We start from the raw sequence: 21,275 nt of genomic DNA on the forward strand, positions 1-21,275 counted from the left end.
AGCGACACAGTTTCATCTGTTATGCAATGACAGCTCTATCGGCCAGAGCTATAGGCTTGAAGAAAGAATCCCAGGAGGACGGCATGAACATACAGGTTGAACCCGCAACGCTCGGAAACTGGAACACGCGCGCCTATCATCGGCGTTGGTTGCTAGACCAGGCCGATGCGCTTTTTGACTTCTTCCAGTATCGCGCCGTCAATCCCAAGGGCGGCTTTTATGACATGGATGATGCCGGTAAACCGCTGGATTCAGTAAATCCTGTGCGCGGCATTCATTCGACTGCCCGAATGGTGCATTGCTTCTCGATCGGATCGCTGCTTGGCCGTCCCGGCTCAAACGAGATTGTCGATCACGGCATGACCTATCTGTGGAACAATCATCGCGACACGAAGCATGGCGGCTACTTTTGGTCGCTGAACAATGACGGCCCTGTCGATTCCAGCAAGCAGGGCTACGGTCACGCTTTCGTATTGCTCGCAGCCTCTTCCGCAAAGTCGATCGGCCATCCGTTGGCTGATGGTATGCTCGCCGATGTCACCGAGATCCTGAATACGAAGTTCTGGGAGGCAAAGCACGGGGCGATTGCCGAGGAATTTAATCGGGATTGGTCGTTGATCGACGGCGGCACCTATCGCGGCCAGAACTCCAACATGCATCTGACGGAGGCGCTGATGGCCGCTTTCGAAGCAACCGGCGACAAGGCATATCTCGAAAAGGCGGAAAGCATCGCCGATCTCGTCATCCGCCGCTCGGCGGGCTCTGTCGGCTGGCGTGTCGCCGAACATTTCAACGCCGATTGGCTGCTCGACAAGAATTACCGCGGTAACGAGATGTTCCGCCCGTCGGGCACGACGCCCGGACATTGGCTGGAGTGGGCACGCCTCATCCTGCAGCTCTGGTCGTTGGGGGAAAAGCGTCATGACTGGATGCCGGAAGCGGCCAAGGGCCTCTTCTCCCAGTCCATGTCACTCGGCTGGGACAGTGAGAAGAACGGGTTCTTTTATACGCTCGACTGGGAAGATGTGCCGGCAAAGCGCAACAAGCTCTGGTGGCCCGCCTGCGAAGGCGCCGGTGCCGCTCACTATCTGAACGAACACGTCCCGAGCGATTTCCACGAAGAAAGCTACCGCAAGATCTGGAGCGTGATCGGCCAGGCCTTCATCGATCACGTCAATGGCGGCTGGCACGAAGAGCTGACGGAAGATCTCGTCCCCGCTCATACCCTGTTCCCCGGCAAGGGCGATATCTACCATGCCTTGCAGGCATGCCTGATCCCTCTCTTCCCCGCAACGGGCAGCCTGACCAAGGTCATCGCCGAAGCTGGCGGCAAAATCTAAGATTGACAGCGGCGTCCGCTCGAAAGCTGGCGCCGCCTCAACCCTCTATGCGAGGCTGAGATTGTGAAGCTCGTGACCGAGAGTGAGAGCCAGCGCCTCGACAACGAGATTGTGGTCCTCGCGTTGCGGCAGCCCGGAAACGGTGACAGCACCGATACAGCCTGTGCCGTTGACGAAAATGGGGAAACTGCCGCCGGACGCGGCAAAGTCGGCACTTGAAAGCCCGTTGTCCTCGATAGTCTTCCCTTGCTGCTGCAGCCGCAAGGTGCAGGCATAGCTGCTGCGAAAATAGCGCAGCACCATGTTGCGCTTCCGGCGAATCCAGTTGGAGTTGTCAGGAGTGGACCCGGGCAAAGCTATGTAGAAAACCGGCATGGAATGCAGCGTGATGTCGATAGCAACGCCCATGTTGCGCTCGCTGGCGAGGTCGCGCAGTAGCTTGCCAAGTACCCAAGCGGTTGAAAGGTCAAAAGCATCGAAACGCAGCGTTTCCTCTTGCAGTTCGATACGAGCAAGGTCCTGGTCGATCGTCATGGAAAACCTTCTATAAAAATGGATCGGCCTATGAAACGCGGAGAGAACGATTTGTCCACCTATCTCTTCGGTATTTCGAAGCCAAGCTGCCACTTCTGGCCGATCGAGAAGTCATATTCTTTCGGCTCGAATGCCTCGAAACCTCCACCTGGATAGAAGGTCAGTTCCCCCACACGGACCCATTCCGCCGACGCATAGAGATCGACGCGAACGAAATCGATATCACGAGCGACCGTTTCAGCGACGTGAATCATCTCCTCGAGTCGCGGCGGACGCGCAACTTCGCCTGGATAGAGACCGAGATAATCCCGATCATAGAACGGCAGCTTTTGCCAGTCGGGCGTGTAGTTGCACGAATAGCCTCGACCATTTTCGCGTATGTCGATCTCAATATGCGAGACCTTCCCGCCGAACGTAAAGAGCCGGTAATCCCAAGGAACTCGCCCATCAAGGAGCAGCATGCTTTCAATGAGAATACGAGGCTTCAGTTGGCTATAAGCCCACTCTCTGTTGTAGGACGCATGATCGATTGCGAGCCACTCTGCCGATGGATCGTTCTTGAGGAGCCGATCCACATCAGCCTCGCCGTAGAGGAATCGCCCCACACCACTCGCGTGGGTCGGCTTGACAACGGCCGGCAACGAAATCTCCGACCAATCCACCGAGGCCAGATCGCTCCCAACCCAAAGCGTCGGGATAACATACTGACTGCCAACCCTTTCCCCAATCAGCACTTTTGCATCGGCCTTGTCCACGAAACGTGGAAAAAGCGGGTTGCGATCATATAGTTTGCGTGCTTGTACCTTGTCGGTAAAGGTTTGAGGGGATGACAAATTAGGGAATTTGCCGCGGATGGCGCGATATTTAAGCGCGCAATAGGGCTTATCGGGCAAAGGCGACATAAGCCGCCAAAGAAGGTTGTGCGCGCGCTCGCGCAATCCCTTCTGCAGATATCCCGGAATGAGAAATCCATCTCGGTCGGCGGCTCGATCTGTCATGGTGACGGTCTCGAATTTCAACTAGAAAGCAAGTGAAAACTATCAGCCGCCCTTTAACACAAGGTTATGCGTAAGCCCCCAAGATAGATGGCATGAGCGCGTTCGTATCCAATCTCCTCAAAAGCTCGCTGATTAGCCTGGCAGCAACATCCATCTCACTTGCCGCGGGCTTTGCGAGCAGCATCATCGCAGCCCGCCTGCTTGGTCCTGCTGGATCCGGCAAAGTCGCCTACGCATTATGGATCGCCACATCAGCTGCCGCATTGGCTGACATGGGCCTGCCTCAGACCTTGCTGCGCAATGCGGGCGATCTCGCGGGCAATGGCGATACATGGAAAGCGCTGGTCCTGACTGCACTCCGCAGTTTCCTTATATCGGTCAGCATGGTCGGCGCGGGCATTCTCCTCTTTGCCGCGATCACCTATGCCCATCGCGATGCTCAGCATGCGTGGTTCTGGCTGGTCACCGGGCTCCTCTTTCTTAGTTATGCGTTCTACGTATTCTCCACGGCCGTGGCACGCGGAAGAAATCGGTTCGGTCAAACCGCCCGCACCACTTTGCTGGGCGGAGCTATGCAGGTCCCACTTGTATTCATCGGAGCCTGGTTGCTCGGCCCGACGGGGGCCTTGATAGGCTATGTCGCCCGCTACCTGCCACAAGCATTGAAATTGCGCGACTATGTCGACCCCGCCGCAAAATACTCGCGGGAAACACTATCGCCGGAAATGTTGCGCTATGGCCGGTACATCTGGTTCAGCGATCTCGTCGAGATCATCATCCTCTCCCGCATTGAGTTCCTCTTTCTCGGGATATTTCTCTCCCCGACCAGTATCGGCTACCTCGCTGCCGGACTTGGTCTGGCCGGCCTCATCGAACAGATCATGCTCCAGATATCGCCGGCATTAATCGTCAACTTCACCGAAGCCCATGCAAAAAGCGATCGGCAGTCACTTGATGCAGCTTATGGGCGTGTCATCCGCATAGTCGCCCTGGTCATGCTGCCGATCAGCATGGGTGGCGCAGTCGTCATGCCCGAGCTTTTACCGTTGATCTTCGGCGATGCTTTCGAGCCCGCCGTACCGGCTGCAGCCACACTGCTAGCCTTCGTATGGCTTGCCGGCATGTCCGTGATCCCCTGGGGTATCATCAGCGCATCTGGGAGCAGCGCCATTTTGCTCCGCGCGCAGATTGCAAGCGCTGTAACAACGATACTCTTGCTGACCGCTCTCGTGCCGTCCCTCGGCTTGGAAGGCGCAGCTCTGGCTCGCGCGATGACGGTGACACTGACGTTTGCGTTGCTTGGCTGGCTGGCCTGGAAACATGTCCGAGTCACTGTCCCTTTAACCGCGTTGGCGAAAACGGTTCTCGCGGCATCTCTCTGTGCGGGCGCAGCAAGCCTCGGCGTTTACAGCCTCGATGGGCTGCCGGCACTTTTAAGTGCCATTCCTGCCGGAGCAATTATCTATCTGCTGGCCATTCGTTTCTTGCGCTTGATTACGCCCGAAGACATACAAATTCTGATGGCGACGGTCGGTGGAAAATTACCGAGTGGATCACGCCTCTTCGCGGGCAGACTGCTAAGCTTCCTTGCACCCGGCTGAGCGATCATTGGGCTTCATATGCGGCAACCAGAGTTTGCCGCGCAACTTCGTCCCAGGTCATTATTCCGTCGCGGAAAGCCGCCGAACGCTGCATCGCCAGCGCTGCATCGATCTTCTCTCGCCAGGCGACCTCGCCATCCAATCGATAGGCAATGCCATTGGCGCGAGTAAACGGAACAAGATCAGGTAACAGGATCGGCAGGCCGCAATAGCTATATTGCGCAAGTTTCAAGCTCGATTCCGCAAGATAAACCTCATCAGCGGTCAAGCGATAGGGAGCAATACCAAAATCGGCATGTTGCAGGTAAGGGATGATGCTCTCAAAGTCCCTTTCGCCATAAATCGTGATATTCGGTCGCACCCAACCATTCCATGTGGCACCAAAAACATGGAAATCCACATCCGGCGCAGCAGCAGCCATTGCCGCGACGGAAGTTTGGTCAAAAAGCATGTTGCCGATGGAAATCGCATTGCGGCTGCCGGGCATATAAGGAGATGGCTGTTCGCGATCGAACAGAGCCGCATCAACGCCTTGTGGGATAGTACACACACGTCCGCCCGGGGGGAGCATGGCCCCAAGCCGCTGTGAAGGAACGCAAATCGCATCAAAGTGGGCGATCTGCCGAGCTTCGATATCCTGTAGCGCCGACGCAGCCCCGATGGTTCTCAGCAGGTCGCGACAAAAATACAAAATCCGCGCCTTTGGATTTAGTTTTCTGACCTTGGTTAAGAAAGCGAGTGCGGAACCGCTCTCTACCAAAACCAGGTCTGCGTGGGCTATAGCGTGGCGCGCAAAGAGCGGGAAATAGCTGCCATAGAGCCAAAAGAGCGCCGAGCTAGCCGCATTGAGAAGGCGGTTACCGGAACTGAAAGCATGTAATGGGGGGAGATAGGCGCCGGCTCTCAAATTAACGGCGATGGTCTGAAATCGGTTCGCCTGATCTTGAGACAAAGCACGAAAGCGCCGGCGATCCTTGAGCAAAGTGAGCCAACTGTGGCCGATAGTGAGAAAATGAACTTCATGCCCCTGTTCGGCCCAACGAGATGCGATAAAGTGAATTGACGCCTTGCGATAGCCGCGCAAAAACGCATGCGACGTCAAGATCACGATTTTTCGTCCTAGCTGCGCCTCTCGACCGGCCAGCTCTAGTTTACCATTTGCCAAAGGCGGTCCCCAACAGCGACCCTCAGCCGGTTTATGTCATGACCGACATCCAAACGTCGATGAGGTCGCAGCGACGAACAATCATGTCCGGGGCATTGATAGCCGCAACCAAAGCCCAATTCTGCGGGGATATGAACCGCAAAGCGTCTAACATGCGGTTAAAGTTGTACCATCAATCATCACATTCACAGGCTGTAGCTCGCTCGGATTTGATCGGAAATCACTTGAGGGTCATCAATCCAGACTTGAAGTGGCGCTGCCCTCGCTTGCCTGCGGGAAGCGAACAGGTCATTGATAAAGCTTTACGAATGTCTCGGCACAGGAATACTCCAGCATGAATGCAAAGTACGCACTACCCGCTATATTGGCCTGCACCTGTGCCGCAACACCGGTTCTGGCCGATAGCCCGTCGCAAATGGTGCTGCGTGACGGTTTCGACGGCACAGATTTCGCCCCATCCGGCCATCTTTATTATCGCGACAATTTCGAGCAAAAGGCTGGAACGATCGAATTTCAATCGGAAGTGAAGCATACTGGAACGGGCGCATTGAAGTTGAGCGTCAGACCATTCTGCCCACCGGGTAAAGCAAACTGCAGCGAGAGAGCGGAAATCTGGGAGCGCACCAAGTATCGCGTTCCATACGACCAGGGGGTTTGGTACGGTTTCGCCGTAAAATTCGCCGATCCCATACCCTCAGGCGACCATCGCTACCTTATAGCACAATGGAAGCGAGAAATCGGGCCGAACGCCAAAGGGGATTTCAGCCCCTTCCTCGCACTACGGCTCAACAACGGCAAACTCTTTGCAACCGTTGAAACCAACTATGTTGCACCCATCAAGAAACACGAGCCCGAAGGTAACGGCAAAGCCTGCGGCGACGAAGAAGCACCGGTCTGGTTTCGTCCCGATACCAATCAAATGCGTGCATTGGTGGCCACGGATGACAATTGGGGCGAGTCCGACGGGCAAGAATTTACCGGCTGCACAAACGCCATCAAAGTAATAAATCGTGGCAACAAGTTGCCGACCCCGGCATCAGGCTGGATAGATTTTGCCATTTACAGCAAACCAGGCCCGGATGGCTCAGGCCGCGTTGAGATATTCGCCAACAACAAATGGATCGTTACGGTTACCGGCCATATAGGACATGCCGATCACGGACTGGGAAAGAATCAATATTTCAAATTTGGTCCCTATCGTGCCGCCGATACCACTGTGTGGACCCTTTACTACGATGATTTTCGTCGTTCGCCCCACTGCGCCGATGTATTGTCGGACCCCAGCCTTTGCCCCATGAAGTGACAAGGCTATTGAGGATGTGTTGCCTCTAGATCAACATGGCCAGGCGCACTCCGAGAGTGCGCTTTTTTTGAGAAATGGCCGAACTTTTTCCTTTCTCGATAGTTATCTTCTTTCGTGAAGGAGGTGACCGAAATGCTTACTACCCATCGCGATTGCAAACAGCATGTGAAGAGGAACGCAATACCCTCGCTGGGTGAAATTGAGGGGCGAGTTGCGGTCTTGGAAATTGTCGCGCAGTCCGCACTGACACATGTGTTCGACGAAGGTGAAGTCGATATCGATGCAGCGTTGCTGGCCCAGATTCGCAGAGCCATGCATCACAAATGCAAGGACTTGAAACTTGACGGAGAAGATACGGCATCGGCACTTTTATACGCCGAAGAGTTGATCGAAGCCGCGGTTAAGGCGTCGCATCCAATCCATCAATGATGCCTTCTAGGCCAAGACTCGTGTTATCTCTCTTAGTGGCGCTGGCAATTACGCTCGGCGCCCTCTTATTTGTTGCGCCACACGATACAGGTGACAGACTTACCCGTTCTGCGGCACCACTTGGTGGGCATCAAAACCAGCAATAATGTGCCCAACAATAGGCCTGTGTCACGTTAAGACACACCCAGCCTGTCCCATATCAGGCTGCCGTTAACGTCGCCCGATGAACTCGGTTGCAAATTTCTAAAACCAAAGCAGTGTTCGCTTCACCCCACCCGATACCAAGCTCCAACAATGAATGGTGTAGCGAATGTCTATGATGGTCAATGCGCCGCTTTACTCCGATGACATCGATGTCCTCGCAGGCGCACTTTTTGCGTGGTGTGCCGAACGCAGTATCAAATTACAAAGTCAGGAAGGTCTGTCGGCAGCCAATGTGGCCATTGACCTCTATAATGCCGGCTATCAAACACAAGATCAGTTGCTTGGCGCATTGCACAGCCACGATTCTCATTGATGTCTTGCCCAGACATCCAGCTTTATTTTTAAAGCCTAAGCACAATTTACCTAGGTAGCGCATTTACAAAATGCGGCGGGAGTGACTGCTATTTTACACCGACTTCTCTTTGAAGACATTGGCGATACAGTCTCGCTCTTCGAGAATCCCGGACCATTCGTCCTGATGATATGTAGAGTCGTAGATCAGCGTGAAAGGACCCTGATAGCCCGCCGCGTTGGAAAGTTTAATGCAGCGAATATAATCCTCTGTATCGAGGCCCGCTGCTGAATAACGTCCCTTTGCATGACAGAGTTCAGCACGGCCCATGATCTTTGCGAGATCCTCGTATTTGCCGTCTCGCTCCCAGTTGCCGAAATCTCCGTTGAGGCCGACTTCACCGCACAGAGCATCGAGAATTCGATTGACCTCCGTCGGTCCCGGCAGCAAGTCGAACCAATTCTCCACGACGAGACGCACGCCCGCCGCGGCAGCCAATTCAGTCAGCCGCCGCAGATGGGTCTCCGCAAGCGTCAAAGCCTGATCTGTCGGCTGAGCCTTTCCGGCAATCACGCGCATGTTTTCAGCCCCAAGAGCCACGGCAACGTCAATCCATCCAGCCATCCATTCCGCATCGCGCCGGGCAGTTTCAGAATTGCTGAGATCTCCATATTCAACGAGCAGCGTCTGAAGCTTTACGCCAGCCTCGTCCATAGCCTTACGAAAATCACCGAGATAGCCAGGAAGAAGGCTCGGCAAATGGAAGGAGCATATCTCAAGCCGAAAGATGCCATGATCGGCGCACTGTTGCGGCACATCGATCAATTCTATCGTACCCTGCCCATATGTCGGCTGACCTGCCGGATATGCTTGATCAGCGGGCTTATAGGGATAAGTGGAGCCGAGCGCCCGATGCAGGGACCAGCTTGAAACCGCAAAACGATCCGACAAATCAACCACAAGACGCCCCATCTCTTATTGGTCGTAAAAGGTAATCAAGAAATAGGCTGGATTGTGCGGATATCAATCGAAAATATGCAATAGCTGCCCGCTCCTATGTGCCCCTTTGTCACACGAAAACATCGCACGACTACGGTGTTTCACGGCCTCCTCTGACCCATCTGGAAATAGCGTCAAAAACCAGATCGGCGATCCACATGGCGCATATGCCGACGACGAAAGCCGTGGCATTCATGGCTGCGACATCCTTCTGCGGCAAAGGCCAGTTGATAGCACGCAGATAGAAAAGCGCCGGCTCCGTCAGATAGGTGGCGGCAAGTGCGCCGCAGATCGGCGATGCAACGATCTCTCGCGTGGTATATCGGCGCCTGGAGAGGCCACGCAAAATGCCGCCAGAAAGACCAGCGATGACAACTCCGACTTTGATGCCCAAAGCATCCAGAAATTCGTGTAACGTCATCGCTTTTCTTCATATCGGCGGTGCCCGTCGCATTCATCCCCGCCGGCGATTGACCAAGCAATCGCGTGACCGGAATGTCGGCCGCACCGGCAACGATCTGCAGGAAGGCCATCAGAATATCTGTGAGGCCGGAAAGCGGCGCACTTTTGCTGTCGTATTCCTCTTCGGAATCGAGGATCAGCGTCCCGTTAACCCCCTTGATGGTGTTGGCGAGCGCATAGCGACGCAGCACGGCATCTTCATAGGCCTGATTGCCGATATTGGCAGAGAATTGCGGGACCTTGATAATGTCGATCTTGGCCTCGAAGACGAGGCTGGCTATGTTGGCCGCCGTGCTGTCGGCATTCTTGATTGCGTCGAAGGTCGCGGCCAGCACACTTTCACCCCAGGCATGGTTGCCCAGCCCACCCAACCCTTCGTTGGGCGTCATTGCCCCTTTGAAAATGACGAGCCGCGATGGATGGATGGTCACCTGCATGCCATTGGCACCGGTCAACGTGTAGAATTTCGGCTTGCCGTACCATTCGGAAGCTGGATCGCTGTCGATATCTGCAGCAGCCAATTGGCGGCGCGTCAGGACGGTCAGGTGCCTGAGACCACCCTTACCGATCCGCTCCATCTCGAACGGCAGTGCAGGATCGGCGTGCTCAGAGCCGATGAACAGCGCTGCGCCGCCGAAAAGGCGCGCCTTCGTCGATGCCTCCAGCACTTTGCCGCGTAGATTGAGGCGACGCTCTTCGGCATCGATCAATCCGATCTGATCGCTCGCAGCCTGCCAGTTCCGCCATCTCCGGCAGCTATCCAGCGCCGGAATATCGACGATCTTGCGTGGCAGCCAGGAACCGCGATAGGCGGCGATGATCTGCTCGTCCGTCAGGATCGGCTGCGTGTAGAAAACCGATGCCGCCTTGTCGCGTTCGGTGCCCATGCGGGATGCAAGGCTCACCAAGCCGTCGCGAACCATCGAGAATACCTGCCCCATGGATTGTCCTTTGATAGCGATGTGATGAAAGACCCGCGCCAGCGAGCCTAGAAATTCGTGAAGCTGAAAGAGGAACTCAGTGCGAGCTCGTTCAAGGCATCGGCAAACGCATCGACCTGATCGTCGAACTGCCCATTCGGAAAGGCACAGACCTCATCGAGAAATGCCTCGTTCCAGTCTCCTCGCAGAAGCTTGACGTTTCCCGCCTCTGCCTGCGCCGATGCTGGCTTGGCGCGCGTCGCCTTATCACCGGTCGGAGATATGGCTTTCACAGGAAAACCCGCGAGCAGTTTGATCTTGGTTTCCGCATCAGCCTTGCCGGCCGCGCCGGGGTCCTGCGGCATCCGGATCGTCACCGTCGGCCCGTCCTGGGATGCCGCGTTCTTGAGATTGCGCTCAACCTCGGCGGGCGACCAGCGTCCGCGCGCAATGGTTTCGACATAGAAAACACCACCGACCAAAGCCATCCGCAAACCAACGGTCCAGTCAGGCTTGCGACCAGGCCGCACCTTCGAAGCGGCGAAATCCCATGCACGGCAACGCTTTGCACCGGAAGGCAGCGCCTCGACGATTTCGAAATCGCCGCGCTGAAACAGACCACCGGAACGTGGCGCCGGCCGTTGCTGGAACTGGCCGGCGACCGCATAGGAGCCAAGCGGGACCTTGTCTCGCTCGACAACCCCGCGAGGAAAACGCTCCGGAAATAGTAGTTCGCCCTCCTCCGTCCTCGGATCGACAAATCCAATCGACGTGCGGCAACGGCGCTCTGGTTCGAATTCCATCGGCAGCATCAGGTGCTCATAACCGAGCCCGAGCGCCAGGATTGTGCCGGATACATCCGCCTCGTGCAGCCGCTGCATGACGACGACAATCGCCGAGCGCTGAGGATCGTTGAGGCGCGTCGGCACGGATTCACGAAATGTCCGAACGGTAGACAGACGCTCTGCCTCGGATTCAGCCCCATCCACTGAATGCGGATCGTCGATGATGACACGATCGCCGCGACCGCCGGTCAACCTCGAAAACGGCACACCCTGACGCGAACCCGTGCGGGTATTGGCGAAAGCCATCTCGCCGGTTCTCGTCAGCTTGACCCGATCGCTCCACAGCGCCTGATACCATTCGGAAGCGACGAGATCGCGCATGCGCCTGTTGTCGCGCTTGGCATAATGTTCCGAGTAAGAGGCTCCGAGATAACGCAGCTGCGATCTGCCTTTCGGCCCCCATTCCCATGCCGGCCAGAAGACGCCGCATAGGAGCGATTTCATCGTGCCCGGCGGGACATTGATCAATAGCCGGATAATCTCACCTGTGGTCACTGCCTCAAGATGCTCGCAGATGGCATCGATATGCCAGCCATGAACATAGTCAACGGAGGGCTCGACAACGTGCCAGGCCTCCCGAACGAATCCCGTCAGCGATTGGCAGTTGGCCCGAATTCGTTCGGCATCCAAGGCAATCCGGGCGGCGCCCTCGATCCGTTGGCGCTCAGCGCTCCGCCTCGCCTTCTCCCCCTGGATTGCTGCTATCATCGTCGCCGGATCCGGCAAGCGGACCGAAGAGGGATTCGAGTATCGCAAGCTGCTCATCCGTGGCATTGGTTAAGTCGATGGTGACGCCGCGGCCTCCCTTGGCCCCGGCGCCAGAGCGCTCGCTAGGTTTCTGGTGAACATAGGAGGCCGCTATCTTTGCCATTTCATCGCGCCGCTTCTGATCCGCCTCATCGTCACGCATCACTTTCAGCATGTAATCAAGCGGCGTGTCTTCGGCGGAAACGGCCTTGCGACGGCGCGCACGCGATTTGCGCGGCGCGACCGGCTTGTCGGCATTGGTCATGCTTCAGATTTCCGATGGAATTTTGAAAGAAAACAAGCGGTTCGAAACATCGCTTGCGATCGTCAGTGCGTCGCTGCAACTGTTCTCATCATGTCAAAATAGATACCCCAAAACGGTCCAGTTGGCGACACCCTTGAAGGCCGACCACCGCGCAAGGAATGAGGACTTTGACGGACATTACAAATAATAGATTGAAATCGCAGGAAAATATTGCACCCTGCAGTCCGACGAATTGAACGATATAGTCCTCAATCCTCACCCGTTGGCTTTGAAATACCAGAAATGCGCGATCGAATTCAGTCGAGAGAGGCGCTTGATCAAATCCGCGCCGTACTCCTGCAGGAGTGGGACCCCATCGGTATTCGAGATGCGGAGGGACCCCGTGATGAATACGAGAGCTATGCCGATGAAATCCTTGTCATTTTATCGGCGAGAGAGACGACGGCAGAAACGATGGCCGCCCACCTTCTCCAAATAGCAGCAGATCACATGACCCTACGACGCACCCCGACACTAACTGCGCTTTGCATGCGAACAGCAATGCATTTGATGAGAATCCCGGCGAAGCGTAGACAAGGAACAGTGCCGAACAGCGGATCGGTTGATTCCGTGGACCAGGACTGGGTTCGGCCATTTATCACCGCTAATCTCCCGGTCCGGCCCGTTCCCGGCATTCCGGATATTCACCTGCATAAAGCAGACCCACAAAGCGGGTTACGGCGCCTCGCGGAACGAGATCCACAATTCGGCTCGCCCTACTGGGCACACTACTGGAGCGGAGGCCTGGTCCTGGCCCGTTATCTTCTCGACAGGCCGGAAAGCGTGGCCGGTCGCCATGTGCTTGATCTTGGCGCCGGTTCAGGAATTGTGGGGATTGCAGCAGCAAAGGCCGGCGCAGCGAAAGTATATGCCGCCGACGTCGATCCCTACGCAATCTCGGCAATCGAACTCAATACGACACTCAATCACGTAGTGATCGATGCGATACGCGCTGATTTGACGAAAGGCGAGCCGCCTGAAGTCGACGTCATATGCATCGGGGATCTTTTCTATGACGCAGCACTTGCGGAGAGTGTCATAGCATTTCTGGATCGCTGCCTGGCGCAAGGAATCACGATTTTGATCGGCGATCCATGGCGCGCTCATCTGCCGACGGCACGGCTTCGGCTTCTCGCAGAATACGCGGTCTCGGATTTCGGCAAGGATACAACAAGGACCGGCCCAGCCGGCGTCTTTGCCTTCGAATAGAGATATCACCGGTCGGAGATATTTAGCGATAATGAGGGTTCGGACCGCATTGCCGCTGAGACTAGACTTTCATCCTGGCGCGCCGGCGGTTCCCGCGCTCCAATCGTTTAGCCAGTTCGGCAAGTTCAGAACTTGCCGCATCGAAGACGGGCCGTGCATCATCCGGCAGCCAATGTGTTTCATGTTTGGGCGCCTTAGGCTTTACCCGATCGAGCCCGCCGGGCACATTTGGCATCATCGGCGATATGCGCGACCAATCCGGCTCCTGTAGCATGGGTGAGGCAGCGAGAAGCACGCCGGCGAGCGTCTGGAATTCGCTCTGAATGCGCCGTTCGGCCGTGCGCCGGACGCGTCCGGTCCGAGCGCAGAAATCTCGAAACGAACCGGCAATATAAGGCGCGGCAAGGCAAATGGACCATCGCGAAAGCAGGATACGCCGCTCGTCGTCTCCGACATGAACGCGCAGCCATTCTTGCAAGACCTCCTCTGCCCGGCTGATAGCCGCAGCACTCGGACGATAGCGAATGCGGATATCGGCATGATCCATCGATTCGGGCAAAACCTCCGGCCAGAGCGTTCGCATCCCGTCAGGCCGGACGCCGCGCACATCGAGATGAACCATCGTGTCTGCAGCCTCGACGAAACGTGCACGGATGATCAGGCTCAAGTCGGCGATCTCGGCCGCGCGATGGGACAGGTCGTCAAACGGCAAGGCGGACTGGTGCATCAAGTCGCTTCTCCAATTCCTGATAAATAAGCGTGCGCAATGTCGCCCGAACGGGCCAAGGTCGCCGCGCCACCGCATCCGTTCGCAATGTCGCGAGCGCGATATCGTCGAAGGCGCCTAAGAGATCGCCTGGACGCTGCAGCGCCCAATCCTGGCGTTGTGCAAGGACATCGGAGATCGCGCCGATCGTGTCGGACCAGAGCTCGTCGCGATTGCCTCCAGTCTGCCGGATACACCTCAGAACGAAGACCAGATGGCCATCGCCATAGCGACCTCGGATTTCCTGCATCGTACCGCGCGCATGGCTCTCCGCGGGCGCCCGACGCCGATGGACAGGAACCAGCTTGATGCCGAGCCCATCGAGAAGAAGGTCTAGCCTGCCTTTGGTCATGACAGTTTAACTCCTTTCGTTGGTGAATTTGATGCCTCATCCATTCCCGTGGGATCACATGACGCCTTTGGTCGCACCGGCAATGTTCGCCGGTTTGGGCTTGAAGAAGGCTTCCGCCTTGGAAAGGGCCTCGACCCGTGCTCCGTCACGCAGCATCGGCGTATTGAGATAAGCGACCATCGCCTCGCCGGCCGCAGCCTTTGCCGCATCCTGCGTCGCAAAGACGATCGGTTCACCCCGACTATCCCGGAGGATCTCGTTTGTCGCCCGGTGAACCTTGCGAATCCAGCCGAGATGGCCGCCGGGAATGGCTTCTGTTCCGATTTGAAATGCGTTCATATCAACCTCCCCCGGCTCGCTCGGCCAGGTCTATCTGTAGAGTTTCCGATTGGATTTTTATGTTTCAGTGCTCGCCTGCCGCCTGCGAAGTTTCATCGGTCGTGCCGGCTACCTGAGCTCGAGCATGGGTCTTCAACGATGCGGAAGTGAAATTGATCTCCCTCCGGAGCACCGGAATCTTCATCCTCGCGGGATGGCATTGGCGACTTCGAAATAACCGACTTCACCGCGATCACCATGGCGACGAAAAACAATGCGGCGCCGGTGCAAGCGAGAAGGCCCTGAAGCATTTCGATCATGACAATGTCTCCTACTCGGTTGCTTGCATTGCGGACTTCGCCTCTGCCATCTCCACCGGCTCGACGGCTGCATCACAAGCCTCGCAATGCAGCTCGATAATCTCTGCGATCGACAGAATTCGGAGGCAGCCAGGGCATCCCCAGAAGCGATCGAAATATCCTGTGCGAAAAGCTGCCGTTCTCCTCCTACTGCCTGTGACCATGCCTTCATCCCCAAAACATCACCTGCCATATGCAGCGTTGATCCCTTTGACAGCCAAGCTGCGGATTATGCCGCCGCCCGCTTGATAGACACGAATTATGTTGATAATAATGACGATGTCAACATGATTTATGTCGGAAATTTTGCAAGGGTCTAGAGATGCAGAAATCCATGGGCGAACGACTAAGAGCGGCCCGCGAAGCCGCAAGTTATCCATCAGCCACGAAGGCGGCAGAAGCGCTGGGCGTGAGCCTGTCCACCTATCGCGCACACGAAAATGGTCAGAACGAATTCAGCGCCGAAGTCGCCAATCGCTATGCCAAGAAATTCGGCACGACAGCCGCCTATCTGCTGACTGGTGAAGGCCTACGCAAAGCCGCGCGCTCGACAGCGAACATCGTCATGTCATTCGACCCCGACGAGCAGGATCAGGATGGATTTGCCGAGAGCGGCGACGAACTCAGCTACAGCCGCGAACACTGGAAGCCGCAGATCGAAGGCGCAACACCGGAAGTGGACGTCAAACTTGGCGCCGGTAGCGGCATAGTCGGCGAAGTCATCAATCTCCCCGTTGGCGCTGGCAATGTGGCCGGACACAAGATCGTCGCGGAATGGCTCATCCCCACCGGCTATCTGCGAAACGAGGCGAAAGCTTCGCCGAACCATACGATTATCATGGAAGTCGTCGGCGATTCCATGCAGCCCACCTACATGCCGGGCGATCGCGTCATCGTCGATCTCTCGCAGAACCAAATGACCACCGATACGGTTTACGCGATCAGCGATGGCTATACCGAACCGCAGATCAAGCGCCTGCAGCGAGTTCCCTTCACCCATCCGGGCCAGGTCAAGATCATTTCCGATAATCCAGCGCTAGAGACCTTCACCGTCGAACTGGATCGACTGACCATTATTGGCCGAATCTGCGGTCACATTGCCCGCAAATAGAAAGCAATATGGGATACAAACACCTTTGGTGTTCCAGGCACACAAACAAACATAAATAATGTTGACATATATCATGTTGAATGCCAATCTCATCGATAAGAGCCATTGGCCCTGAATGGAATGAGCCCGGGCAGCGCAAAATCCAGCCCGAAGTCAGCGAAACCGGACGTGCCAGGCGCAACGATTGAAAAGGCTGCTAAGCCGTCGAAGGGAGAATGTCATTCATGCCGAGAAGTCGAATGCTTTCATCATCGCTCGGGCAGATGCCTTGAGGGACACCGGCATTGCCAAGATAGGGGTCAAGATGGGGGGAATGACAGTGTACGCTCCGGAATTTTCCTGCGAATATTCGTTCGATGAACTCAGCATCCGCCTATGCGATCGTTGGGAAACCGGATTGCTATTATACGGGCGCGCTGAATTAAGATCGGCGGGAGCCGATTACGAAGACGAGTTCTACGTATCCGCAATCAGATTGGATGGCGGTGCGCGACTGGCGCGGCCGAATGCCTCGAACAATGTAGGTGGCTTCGAGTCGGAATTGTTTCGGCGAATAGCCGCAGTCATCGAAGACGACGGGACGCAGGCAGGCCGTCATGCCGCCGAACTTTTCGCCATTGAATTGGAACAATCCCGGGAAGCCGACCATGACCAGAGCCACAAAATCAGGCAGGAAAAGAACCTGGAGATGCTCGCACCAACACATTGAAGCCCATTGCAGCCGAGCACCAACACTCAATGGAGGGCGCTGAACTATGGATATCTCCCAATACGAGCTTGAAGAGATCCGCCTACTTGAGCAGAAGCTGCATCTCCCTGAAATCCGGCAATCGCCGGCGAGCGTGGCAGAACTGCTGGCGGAAGGCTTCGTTGAATTCGGAAGTTCCGGAACGGTCTATGACGATAGGAATGAGCTAATCGCCCGCCTGGCTGCAGAAAAGACGGAAGAAGCCTCTCCATCAATTATTTCACGCGACTATGCCTTCCGACCGATCTCGCCGGATGCCGTCCTCGTCACCTATCGAAGCATCCGACAGGCTGGAGAGAAGGGCTTGGAGCGACACACTCTAAGGAGCTCGATCTGGCAGCGTATCGATGGACGATGGCAGATGCTCTTTCATCAGGGAACGCTCACCACTCCGCAAGGCTGAACCGATGACGCAGGCGGCACCGCACTTGCGAGCCATGAAATCCTTGCGATAGGGACAAACGCGGTAAGATTAGCGGAGCCCAGGCGCTGCATCGTTGGCTTTACCATCTGTCAACCCCAAGCTATCTGCCATACGGATGAGGTCGGCGACGGAATCAGCCCGCATCTTGCGCATGGCCTGACCGCGATGGACCTTCACGGTGATTTCGCTGAGGCCGATCTCGGCGGCGATCTGCTTGTTGAGGAGGCCTCGCGCGACGAGCGCCATCACCTCGCGTTCGCGCGGTGTGAGCGTTGAAAACCGCTCGAGAAGGTCGACCTCCGCCGCCTGTTTGCGCAGCCGGGCGCGATCGATTTCAAGCGCCTGCCTGATCGCATCGAGCAGATCCTGCTCCCGGAACGGCTTTAGAAGAAACTCAACCGCGCCCGCTTTCATCGCCCTGACGGACATCGGCACATCGCCGTGTCCGGTGAGGAAAATGATCGGGATCGGATATCCCATCCGCGCAAGTTCATCCTGAAAATCAAGACCGCTCGCATCCGGCATCCTAACATCCAGCACGATGCAGGCTGGCCCTTGAGGCCCGGGAGACACCAAGAAATCCCGCGGCAATGCAAAGCCACGCGTATCATAGCCAACGGAGCGCAGGAGGCTGTCCAGTCCATCGCGCACGGATGGATCGTCGTCGATTACGAAAACGGTCGACTGCTGTCCCTGCATTCCCTACCCCTTTGCCTTTCCGCCGAGCGGCAAGGTGAAACCGAAGACGGCTCCGTGCGGAAAGTTCGGCGCCGCATAGATGGTCCCACCATGTGCCTCGATAATGGACCGGCTGATAGCAAGCCCCATTCCCATGCCCTTCGGTTTGGTCGTGTAAAAGGCTTCGAATATGCTGTCGAGCATTTCGGCCGGCATGCCGCCACCGGTATCACGCACGCTGACGGTCACTTTCCGTTCGTCTGCCGCGGCGCTGACGAGCAGCTCGCGGGTTTCCGCATCGACCTCCGCCAGAGCTTCGATCGCATTCATGATGAGATTGAGGATCACCTGTTGAAGCTGAACACGATCACCAGCCACCAATGGCAGATCGCCCGCCAATTCGGTGCGAAATAGGATCTGATTCCGACGGATCTCGCTGCGCACGAGTTCCAGTACATCATTGATCGCCTCGACCAGATCGATCGCGTCGCTAGACGGCGACGAGCGCGCCACGAGCCTGCGGACGCGGCCGATGACATCCCCTGCTCGCCCGGCATCCGCTACAATTCGCTCGATGGCGCGGCGAGCTTCGTCGTGATCGGCCGGTGTTGCAGAAAGCCATCGAAGCGCGGCATTGCCATTGGCGGCAATTGCCGTGATCGGCTGGCTGACTTCGTGGGCTATCGATGTACCCAACTCACCCACGATCATGAGACGCGACATACGCGCGAGCTCCGATTGTGCCTGCCTCGCCCTGGCGTCGAGCATTTCGATCCTGATTGCCAGGTAGGTGGTCGCACCGATCGCGACCAGACTAAGTGTACTATTGATCAGGCCGGCCTGCGAAGCGCCGTGGCTCGTCAAAAAATAGCTGATGACGGTCAGAGCGGCACATGCAATCCCGACCATCGCGATAGCCCCGGTTCGACCGGAATAGACCGCCAGCAGAATCACCGAAACATAGAGAACGGCAAAGGCGATCTCCAGATCCGTGACGGTATCGCCGATGAAAATGAGACCGGCGAGGATCGCAATGCCGAGCCAAAGCAGGGGCATTTCGAAAAGATACTTCAGAAATTCGCGCCTCATCCCTTGCATCCCTGCATCAGCGTTCCCACAGCGTTGCGTGCAGAAGCTGCAAACTGCCTGACCCTGAGCCTCAAGACAACAGCCGCATTCCTTGGCCTGCCTCTCGTATAACATTCCCCGCAGCTGACGAGAGCTTAGGCTCGCACGCACCCAGCCATTGCAAACAGCGCCAGATACCGGTGCTGCACTCAAGGAGACTGCGGCCTGATCAAGCACGGCGGTCATCGTTGTCGTTTCCGGCATAGCGGCTGGCGAGACGCCGGCGCTGGCTACGCCGGAGAGTGGCGAGACTCGCCCTGTTGAGGCGAGCTGCCCAGCGGAGCAGCGTGCGTGTCTTGTTGGCAGACAAAAATCCATTGAAGAACAAGCGTGTCGCCGATCGCATGAGCCAATGTGCACCCCAGAGAAGCGCCATCATGTATGCCAGACCGATGAGATCCTTCAGCCGTGCTGTCCGTGCGCTGAAGCGCGTCTGGGAACGGCGCCGCTTTCCCTTCTCTGCCCCATTTGACTTGTTCCTGCTGAGCGCTTCCAGGAAGCGACCGAGTTCTTCGTTGTCTCTGGGCATGTCAATCCATCCCGCAGCCGGACAGGCTGCGCGATCCCAGATCGCCAAAGCTGGCGATCCGATGGATTTCATGCGCTACGTCCTGCCTCGGCGGCCTATCAAATCCAGAAATGCAAGGAGGCTGGTCGCCGCCTCAGCCGGCGGCGACCCTTTCACATTCGTTCCAGCTGAAGGTCTCAACTTGGGTTCTCCAACGTGAACAAATCGGCGTTTTCGTCATAGGCGAAATATTCCGCATAGCGCGCCCAGTTTGTAACGGCCTTGAGCGTGATTTCGGCATAATCCTCGGACATGTAATCCTCCAGCTCGTCGCGGAAGCGTCGTGCGGGCGCACGATGCGTCGGCCGCTCGTCGAGTACGCGACGAATATGGGCAGCCAGCGGCACGTAGCTCGCAAGATGCTGTTCGAAGAGTTTCTTGCGTTCATCGACGTCGCTGTCGGAGAAACGTAAGCCCTGCGCCGTCAACTTGATGTCGCCCCCTTCCAGATCGGCGAAACGCAGCAGCTGAAGCGTTTCCGCAACCGGAAAGAGGTCATCGATGCCGAGATGCAGATGGGTGGCCAGCGGCGGCAGGTCGGCCTGCCCGCGATAGGGCTCGGCGGCGACTGTCTCTATTAGGCCTGACATCAGGTTGGTCGACACGCGCGGCAGCGCCATGGCGATACCTGTGCCGGGGAAAAGGCCCTCGCGCGTGGGCGCACCAGTCTTTACCGTCATCCGTGCATAGATATCTTCCACCAGCATACGGAAGGCCGGATCGAGACGGTTGCGCGGCTGCGGCAGATCGACATGGATCTCGGCGATGACGCGGCCGGGATTCGATCCGAAGATCAGGATGCGATCACACATCAGCACGGCTTCTTCGATATTGTGGGTCACCATCAGGACCGACTCGATCGGCATCCGGCCCTCGCACCACAGATCAAGCAGATCGGTGCGAAGCGTTTCCGCCGTCAGCACGTCGAGCGCCGAAAAGGGTTCGTCCATCAGCAGAACCTTCGGACGGACGACGAGCGCGCGGGCAAGACCGACACGCTGGCGCATGCCGCCCGACAGCTCCTTCGGATAGGCGCTTTCGAACCCATCGAGACCGATGAGGTCGATGGCCGCAAGGGCGCGCTTGCGTCGCTCCGAGGCTGCAACGCCTTGAGCTTCCAGCCCCAGTTCGACGTTCTGCAGCACGGTCAGCCAGGGAAAGAGCGCAAAGCTCTGGAAGACCACGGCAACATCGGAGTTGGGGCCGACGACCGGCCGGCCTTCGAAGGTGATGTCCCCTCTGCTCGGGCGGATCAGGCCGGCAATCGCACGCAGCAGCGTAGATTTGCCGGAGCCGGAACGGCCGAGCAAGCCGACAATTTCATTGGGATAGAGCTGAAGATCGACATTTTCGAGCACGACGAGCGAGCCGGATGCCCCCTTGTCGTAGGCTTGGCACACCTGCTTGGCGAGAACCAGCGGCGCATTCCTTGCAATATCGGTCTTCTTGGAGATGACAACGTTTTCCATAT

General features: G+C 56.8%; 24 protein-coding genes and 1 pseudogene. 9 read left to right on the plus strand and 16 right to left on the minus strand.

Going from position 1 to position 21,275, the window contains the following annotated elements; genetic code table 11:
* The first annotated feature begins 83 nt into the window (after nucleotides 1-83).
* Nucleotides 84-1,340 carry an AGE family epimerase/isomerase gene (locus tag ABOK31_RS09805; RefSeq protein WP_174180071.1) on the plus strand — a complete coding sequence of 419 codons (1,257 nt, stop codon included), beginning with the start codon at nucleotides 84-86 and terminating at the stop codon, nucleotides 1,338-1,340.
* A gap of 45 nt (nucleotides 1,341-1,385) precedes the next feature.
* Here the strand turns inward: ABOK31_RS09805 and ABOK31_RS09810 are convergent, their stop codons facing one another.
* Nucleotides 1,386-1,874, minus strand: a complete 489-nt coding sequence (locus tag ABOK31_RS09810; protein ID WP_349958797.1) for a heme-degrading domain-containing protein — start codon at nucleotides 1,872-1,874, stop codon at nucleotides 1,386-1,388.
* A gap of 59 nt (nucleotides 1,875-1,933) precedes the next feature.
* Nucleotides 1,934-2,872, minus strand: a complete 939-nt coding sequence (locus ABOK31_RS09815) for an ATP-grasp fold amidoligase family protein (RefSeq protein WP_349958798.1) — start codon at nucleotides 2,870-2,872, stop codon at nucleotides 1,934-1,936.
* 92 nt (nucleotides 2,873-2,964) lie between these two features.
* On the opposite strand from ABOK31_RS09815, the gene ABOK31_RS09820 reads away from it, so the two are divergent.
* Nucleotides 2,965-4,473 (plus strand): oligosaccharide flippase family protein, encoded by a 1,509-nt coding sequence (locus ABOK31_RS09820; protein ID WP_349958799.1) that lies wholly within the window; start codon nucleotides 2,965-2,967, stop codon nucleotides 4,471-4,473.
* A 4-nt stretch (nucleotides 4,474-4,477) separates the two neighbouring features.
* Here ABOK31_RS09820 and ABOK31_RS09825 read toward each other — a convergent pair whose 3' ends face one another.
* Nucleotides 4,478-5,638, minus strand: coding sequence for a polysaccharide biosynthesis protein GumK (locus tag ABOK31_RS09825; RefSeq protein ID WP_349958801.1), 1,161 nt, complete (start codon nucleotides 5,636-5,638; stop codon nucleotides 4,478-4,480).
* A 415-nt stretch (nucleotides 5,639-6,053) separates the two neighbouring features.
* On the opposite strand from ABOK31_RS09825, the gene ABOK31_RS09830 reads away from it, so the two are divergent.
* From ABOK31_RS09830 to ABOK31_RS09840, 3 genes are all read left to right on the plus strand, one after another.
* Entirely contained in the window at nucleotides 6,054-6,941 is an 888-nt protein-coding gene (locus tag ABOK31_RS09830; RefSeq protein WP_349958913.1) for a polysaccharide lyase, read from the plus strand.
* Nucleotides 6,942-7,073: 132 nt separating this feature from the next.
* Nucleotides 7,074-7,370 carry a hypothetical protein gene (locus ABOK31_RS09835; protein ID WP_075850977.1) on the plus strand — a complete coding sequence of 99 codons (297 nt, stop codon included), beginning with the start codon at nucleotides 7,074-7,076 and terminating at the stop codon, nucleotides 7,368-7,370.
* Nucleotides 7,371-7,680: 310 nt separating this feature from the next.
* Nucleotides 7,681-7,887, plus strand: a complete 207-nt coding sequence (locus ABOK31_RS09840; protein WP_174180083.1) for a hypothetical protein — start codon at nucleotides 7,681-7,683, stop codon at nucleotides 7,885-7,887.
* A gap of 93 nt (nucleotides 7,888-7,980) precedes the next feature.
* Here the strand turns inward: ABOK31_RS09840 and ABOK31_RS09845 are convergent, their stop codons facing one another.
* The 5 genes and pseudogenes from ABOK31_RS09845 to ABOK31_RS09865 form a co-directional block, all read right to left on the minus strand.
* A complete protein-coding gene (locus tag ABOK31_RS09845; RefSeq protein WP_349958802.1) occupies nucleotides 7,981-8,838 on the minus strand; it encodes a TIM barrel protein in 858 nt (285 codons plus the stop codon).
* Between the two features lie 118 nt (nucleotides 8,839-8,956).
* Nucleotides 8,957-9,286: a hypothetical protein gene (locus ABOK31_RS09850; protein ID WP_349958915.1), complete on the minus strand. Its 330-nt coding sequence runs from the start codon at nucleotides 9,284-9,286 to the stop codon at nucleotides 8,957-8,959.
* 67 nt (nucleotides 9,287-9,353) lie between these two features.
* Nucleotides 9,354-10,268: pseudogene (locus ABOK31_RS09855) on the minus strand (phage portal protein); the annotation flags it as partial.
* Between the two features lie 47 nt (nucleotides 10,269-10,315).
* A complete protein-coding gene (terL, locus tag ABOK31_RS09860; protein ID WP_349958803.1) occupies nucleotides 10,316-11,800 on the minus strand; it encodes a phage terminase large subunit in 1,485 nt (494 codons plus the stop codon).
* Entirely contained in the window at nucleotides 11,757-12,104 is a 348-nt protein-coding gene (locus ABOK31_RS09865; RefSeq protein ID WP_349958805.1) for a hypothetical protein, read from the minus strand. The genes terL and ABOK31_RS09865 overlap by 44 nt, the downstream gene beginning before the upstream one ends.
* A 549-nt stretch (nucleotides 12,105-12,653) precedes the next feature.
* On the opposite strand from ABOK31_RS09865, the gene ABOK31_RS09870 reads away from it, so the two are divergent.
* The gene (locus tag ABOK31_RS09870; RefSeq protein ID WP_349958916.1) at nucleotides 12,654-13,352 is read left to right on the plus strand and encodes a 50S ribosomal protein L11 methyltransferase; all 699 of its coding nucleotides are present in this window, start codon (nucleotides 12,654-12,656) and stop codon (nucleotides 13,350-13,352) included.
* 61 nt (nucleotides 13,353-13,413) lie between these two features.
* Here ABOK31_RS09870 and ABOK31_RS09875 read toward each other — a convergent pair whose 3' ends face one another.
* The 4 genes from ABOK31_RS09875 to ABOK31_RS09890 form a co-directional block, all read right to left on the minus strand.
* Nucleotides 13,414-14,079 (minus strand): DUF6362 family protein, encoded by a 666-nt coding sequence (locus tag ABOK31_RS09875; protein ID WP_349958807.1) that lies wholly within the window; start codon nucleotides 14,077-14,079, stop codon nucleotides 13,414-13,416.
* Complete coding sequence (locus tag ABOK31_RS09880; protein ID WP_174180096.1) at nucleotides 14,054-14,470, minus strand: hypothetical protein; 417 nt, start codon at nucleotides 14,468-14,470, stop codon at nucleotides 14,054-14,056. Before ABOK31_RS09880 ends, ABOK31_RS09875 begins: the two co-directional genes overlap by 26 nt.
* Nucleotides 14,471-14,524: 54 nt before the next feature.
* Nucleotides 14,525-14,809: a hypothetical protein gene (locus ABOK31_RS09885; protein ID WP_349958808.1), complete on the minus strand. Its 285-nt coding sequence runs from the start codon at nucleotides 14,807-14,809 to the stop codon at nucleotides 14,525-14,527.
* 92 nt (nucleotides 14,810-14,901) lie between these two features.
* Entirely contained in the window at nucleotides 14,902-15,108 is a 207-nt protein-coding gene (locus ABOK31_RS09890; protein ID WP_174180100.1) for a hypothetical protein, read from the minus strand.
* Between the two features lie 361 nt (nucleotides 15,109-15,469).
* Here ABOK31_RS09890 and ABOK31_RS09895 point away from each other — a divergent pair, with 361 nt between their 5' ends.
* From ABOK31_RS09895 to ABOK31_RS09905, 3 genes are all read left to right on the plus strand, one after another.
* Complete coding sequence (locus ABOK31_RS09895) at nucleotides 15,470-16,258, plus strand: S24 family peptidase (protein WP_349958809.1); 789 nt, start codon at nucleotides 15,470-15,472, stop codon at nucleotides 16,256-16,258.
* 184 nt (nucleotides 16,259-16,442) lie between these two features.
* A complete protein-coding gene (locus ABOK31_RS09900; RefSeq protein WP_234910122.1) occupies nucleotides 16,443-16,967 on the plus strand; it encodes a hypothetical protein in 525 nt (174 codons plus the stop codon).
* Between the two features lie 46 nt (nucleotides 16,968-17,013).
* Nucleotides 17,014-17,409 (plus strand): DUF4440 domain-containing protein, encoded by a 396-nt coding sequence (locus ABOK31_RS09905; protein ID WP_349958810.1) that lies wholly within the window; start codon nucleotides 17,014-17,016, stop codon nucleotides 17,407-17,409.
* 69 nt (nucleotides 17,410-17,478) lie between these two features.
* Here the strand turns inward: ABOK31_RS09905 and ABOK31_RS09910 are convergent, their stop codons facing one another.
* The 4 genes from ABOK31_RS09910 to ABOK31_RS09925 all read right to left on the minus strand — a co-directional run bounded on the left by ABOK31_RS09910 (nucleotide 17,479) and on the right by ABOK31_RS09925 (nucleotide 21,273).
* Nucleotides 17,479-18,129, minus strand: coding sequence for a response regulator transcription factor (locus ABOK31_RS09910; RefSeq protein WP_349958811.1), 651 nt, complete (start codon nucleotides 18,127-18,129; stop codon nucleotides 17,479-17,481).
* Nucleotides 18,130-18,132: 3 nt separating this feature from the next.
* Entirely contained in the window at nucleotides 18,133-19,197 is a 1,065-nt protein-coding gene (locus tag ABOK31_RS09915; protein ID WP_174180107.1) for an ATP-binding protein, read from the minus strand.
* A gap of 208 nt (nucleotides 19,198-19,405) precedes the next feature.
* Nucleotides 19,406-19,765, minus strand: a complete 360-nt coding sequence (locus tag ABOK31_RS09920) for a hypothetical protein (protein WP_349958812.1) — start codon at nucleotides 19,763-19,765, stop codon at nucleotides 19,406-19,408.
* Between the two features lie 176 nt (nucleotides 19,766-19,941).
* Nucleotides 19,942-21,273, minus strand: coding sequence for a nitrate/sulfonate/bicarbonate ABC transporter ATP-binding protein (locus tag ABOK31_RS09925; RefSeq protein ID WP_174180111.1), 1,332 nt, complete (start codon nucleotides 21,271-21,273; stop codon nucleotides 19,942-19,944).
* Nucleotides 21,274-21,275 lie beyond the last annotated feature (2 nt).

The organism is Rhizobium sp. ZPR4, from assembly GCF_040215725.1.
In the GTDB taxonomy this organism is placed as follows: Bacteria; Pseudomonadota; Alphaproteobacteria; order Rhizobiales; family Rhizobiaceae; genus Rhizobium; species Rhizobium rhizogenes_D.